Genomic DNA, 4,390 nt, shown 5'->3' with positions numbered 1-4,390 from the left:
AGGTGTTGCGAGGACCGCTAGAACCTGCCACGTGGAAGCCGGCCCAGCGGCATACGTCGTCTCAGGCGTTGATGAGCGAGTCGCGGACCTGTTTGCGCAGCACCTTGCCGATCTGCGACCGGGGCAGGTCGTCGACGGCGACGACCCTCTTGGGCACCTTGTAAGCGGCCACGGTCGAGCGGCAGTGCTGCCGGACGGCGTCCTCGTCGAGCTCGACACTCTCGGCCAGGGTCACCGCTGCGACGACGTCCTCGCTGCCGTCCGCGCGCGGGATACCGACGACCGCGGCGTCGGTGATGCCGGGGAACGCGCGCAGCGCCGCCTCGACCTCGGAGGGCATGACGTTGAAGCCGCCGGTGATGATGATCTCCTTGATGCGGTCGACGATGGACACGAAGCCGTCGGCGTCGACCTGGACGATGTCGCCGGTCCGCAGCCAGCCGCCCTCGAGGAGCGTGGCGGCCGTCTCCTCCGGCTTGTTCCAGTAGCCCGCGAACACCTGCGGGCCGCGGATGAGCAGCTCCCCGCGCTCGCCGGGCGGACGGTCGACCGTCGGGTGGTCGGGGTCGACGACGCGGATCTCGGTGCTCGGGAAGGGAACTCCGATGGCGCCGGGTCGCCGCTCGCGGCCCATCGCGTTGCCGATGGCGACGGGTGAGGTCTCGGTCAGGCCGTAGCCCTCGACGAGGAGGCCGCCCGTGACCTTCTCCCACAGGGCGAGGGTCTCCGGAGGCAGCGCCATGGCGCCGGAGATCGCGGAACGGATCGAGGTGAGGTCGACTCCGCGCTCCTGCGCCGCCGCCGCGAGTCGCTCGTAGATCGGGGGGACGGCCGGCAGGAAGGTCGCCGGGGACCGACGCATCGCGGCGAGCACGAGGTCGACGTCGAAACGGGGGAAGAGGACGAGCCGAGCACCGATGCTGAGGGCGAAGGTGAGACAGAGGGTGAGGCCGTAGGCGTGGAACATCGGCAGCACGGCATAGACGACCTCCTGCCCCTCGACGAGGCCGGGGACCCAGGCCCGCCCCTGCGCAGCGTTGGAGCCAAGGTTGCGATGGGTCAGCATGGCGCCCTTGGGGACGCCGGTCGTGCCGCTCGTGTACTGGATGGCGGCGAGGTCGTCGGCCGTCGGCCGCGGGTGTCCCGGGCTGATCGACCCGACCTCGAGCAGCAACGGCCAGGAGAATGTCCCGGGAGCCGGCCCGGTGAGGGCCGACCTGAGACGGCGCGCCCTCGCCACGGGCAGCCGCAGGGCTAGCCGGGTCCGCATCGGCATCGACCGCGTCAGGTCGACGGAGACGAGGTGGCCGACGGCCGCGACCGACTGGACCGCCGGGCACACCTTGTCCCAGGCGATGACGACGCGCGCCCCGTGGTCGGCGAGCTGGTGCTCGGTCTCGGAGGCGGTGTACAGCGGGTTGTGCTCGACGACGACGGCGCCGAGGCGCAGCACGGCGTGAAAGGCGACGATGTGCTCAGGACAGTTCGGCAGGATGATCGCGACGCGGTCGCCCTTGCCGACTCCGAGCCGGCGCAGCCCCTCGGCGGCCCGGTGGACCCGGTCGCCGAGCTCGGTGAAGGTCGTCACGGCTCCGAAGAACTCGAGCGCAGGGCGCGGGCCGAAGCGCGCGACGGAGTCCTCGAAGAGGTCCACGAGCGACGTCTCGACCGGGGGGATGTCGGCCGGCACCCCCTCGGCGTAGTGACGGACCCAGATGCGTTCCATGCCCTCGGCCACGGTCGGCCTCCTCACTGTCGGTCGAGAGAACTCTCCCGAACCTCACCCGAACCCCGGCGGAGCCCAGTATGCCGCTCAGTCCCGGTCGATCGGTCAGCGACCCGTGGGCGCGTGACCGCGAGACGATGGCACGAGCGCGAAGGCGCCCTCCTCCTCCTGCCGGTTGTGGAGGCGGCACACGGCGTAGAGGCCGTAGAGGATCTGGCGCAGCTCGACGACGTCCTCCGGCTGGACCTCGCCACCGTCGAGCCCGTCGAGCCCGTCGAGCTCGTCGACGAGCCGCCGCAGCCGGCTCACCTGGTGCTCGATCTCGGCGTGGGTGCGGCTCATCGTCGCGGTGGCGGATCCGCCGAGGGCGCGTGCGACGAGCGGCATAAGCAGCTCCTCGTCGGCGCGCTCGTGCGGCAGGACCACGTGCTCGAGGCGGCCGAGCAGCGCGACGACCGGACCGATCGTCGTGTCCCGGGTCGTCAGTGCGTCGGCGACGGCACGGATTCCCTCGACGGCTGCGACGACGGCGTCGTGGTCGACTCGCAGCCGCTGCGCCGTCGCGATGTCGCCCTCGGACATCGCGATCGAGTGGGTCCGGCCGGGGAGCACGGCCCGGAGGGCGATGAGCAGGGCGATCACGTCGATGCCCTCCTGGAGCACGGCGCCGGCTGCGGGAGGCAGCAGCCCCAGCGCGGCCATCACCATCGCGGCCAGCGAGAGCCCCATCCCGACGACCACGGCCTGCAGGGCGATCGTCCGCGACCGGCGCGCGATGAGGATCGCATCCGCGAGGGCGTCGACCCGGTCGACCGTGAGCACGATGTCGGCAGCCTCCGACGACGCGGTCGCGCCTCGCGCGGCGAGCGCCACCCCGACCCCGGCTGCGGCCAGGGCGGGTGCGTCGTTGATGCCGTCGCCGACCATGATCGTGCGGGCGTCGACGGACTCGGCCCGGACCGCGGCGAGCTTGTCGACAGGGTCGCAGTCGGCGAGGACGGCATCGACCCCGACGATGCGGCCCACCGTCTCGGCGACGTCGGGGCGGTCGCCGGTGACGAGGACGGTCCGCGTGATGCCCGCATCGCGGAGCGCCCGGATCATGCGCGGGGCGTCCGAACGGATCGGGTCGTCGAGGAGGAAGGCCCCGGCGGCCCGCCCGTCGACGGCGACGAAGACCGTGAGCGTGCCGTCGAGCGAGGCCCTGCGGCGCACGCGTCGGAGCCAGTCGGGCACCGCTGGACCGACGACCCAGGACGCCTTGCCGATCCGGACGTCGTGCGCCCCGACCCGGCCCTGGAGACCGTAGCCGTGCACCTCCTGCACCTCGGAGGGCAGGTCCAGGTCGAGGCCCCGACGCCGGGCCGCGCCGACGAGGGCGCTGGCGAGCGGGTGCGGCGAGACCTGGTCGAGCGAGGCCGCGAGGCGCAGCACCTCGTCGCCGTTCCCGTCCGGGACTGCGGTGACGATCCCGGCGAGGGCCGGTTGCCCTCGGGTCAGGGTCCCGGTCTTGTCGAAGAGCATCACCCGGCCCGCGGCGAGACTCTCGAGCGCGGCGCCGCCTTTGACGACGACACCGACCCGCGCCGATCGGGACAGCCCCGACATGATGGCGACGGGTGCGGCGAGCAGGAGCGGGCACGGGGTGGCGACGACGAGGACGGCCACCGCCGTCACCGTGCTCCCGGACAGGGCCCACGCCAGGCCCGCGACAGCGACGGCGAGGGGGACGAAGTAGACGGCGATCCGGTCGGCCACGCGGACGAAGGGGGCGGAGGAGGCCTGCGCCTGCTCCACGAGTCGGACGACGCCGGCATACGTCGAGTCGGCGGCGATGGTCGTCGCGACGAGGTCTATCGGGGGACCGGCGTTGACGACGCCGCTGCGCACCTCGTCGCCGTCGGGACGTTCGACGGGCATCGGCTCGCCTGTGAGGGCTGACTCGTCGAACGTCCCGACCCCGAGGAGGCGCCCGTCGACCGGCACGACCTCGCCGGTGCCGACGACGAGGTGGTCGCCGCGCACGACGTCCTCGACGTCGACCTCGGTCAACGTGCTGCCCGCGCGCCGCCGTGCCGTGCGCGGGGTTCGCTGGACGAGGAGACCGAGCTCGCGGCGCGCGCGAGCGGCAGCTCGCGCCTCGAGGAGGCGACCGCTCGCGAGCATGAGCGTGACCATCGAGCCGGCGAAGGCCTCATCGACCCAGAGCGTCCCGGCGAGCGCGAGAACGGCGATGATGTCGACCGTCGGCGACCGTTGGCGGACGGCTTCGGCGGTCCACACCACGGAGAGGACGAGGCCGAGGACCGTCCCGGCCGTCCACGTCAGGTGGGCCGCGGTGTCGTGCCCGGTGACCGTCGCGATGGCGCCGCCGCCCAGCAGGACCGCGGCGACCACGAAGAAGACCGCAGGCGTGCGGTCGCGCCACCTGCCCACGCCTCCATCATCCCGCCGACCACCGCGACCCCGACGCCAAGGGGAGCCGTCTCACACGAGCGGCTCCGCGGCGGGCCCGCGGTCGCCGACCCCGAGCGCGGGTGCGGCGTCGGCGACCGGTGACAGCCCTGCGAGCGCCCGATGGCCCGCGCCGGTCGCCGGCACCGGCGGGCGATGCTCGGGTCCGGGCTCCCCGCGCTCGGGGCCGTCATCGTTTGCGTGGGCGTC

The 4,390-nt window shown here is 73.3% G+C and carries 2 protein-coding genes; both read right to left on the bottom strand.

The features are described 5' to 3' along the window. Positions 1-61: 61 nt before the first annotated feature. A complete protein-coding gene (locus tag N865_RS21015; RefSeq protein ID WP_211244946.1) occupies positions 62-1,726 on the bottom strand; it encodes a long-chain-fatty-acid--CoA ligase in 1,665 nt (554 codons plus the stop codon). A gap of 105 nt (positions 1,727-1,831) precedes the next feature. Then, a complete protein-coding gene (locus N865_RS21010; protein WP_034810230.1) occupies positions 1,832-4,162 on the bottom strand; it encodes a heavy metal translocating P-type ATPase in 2,331 nt (776 codons plus the stop codon). Between the last annotated feature and the right edge of the window lie 228 nt (positions 4,163-4,390).

Source organism: Intrasporangium oryzae NRRL B-24470 (assembly GCF_000576595.1).
In the GTDB taxonomy this organism is placed as follows: Bacteria; Actinomycetota; Actinomycetes; order Actinomycetales; family Dermatophilaceae; genus Intrasporangium_C; species Intrasporangium_C oryzae.
Note: the sequence above shows the minus strand (reverse complement) of the source record. Positions and strands in the feature narration are given on the sequence as shown.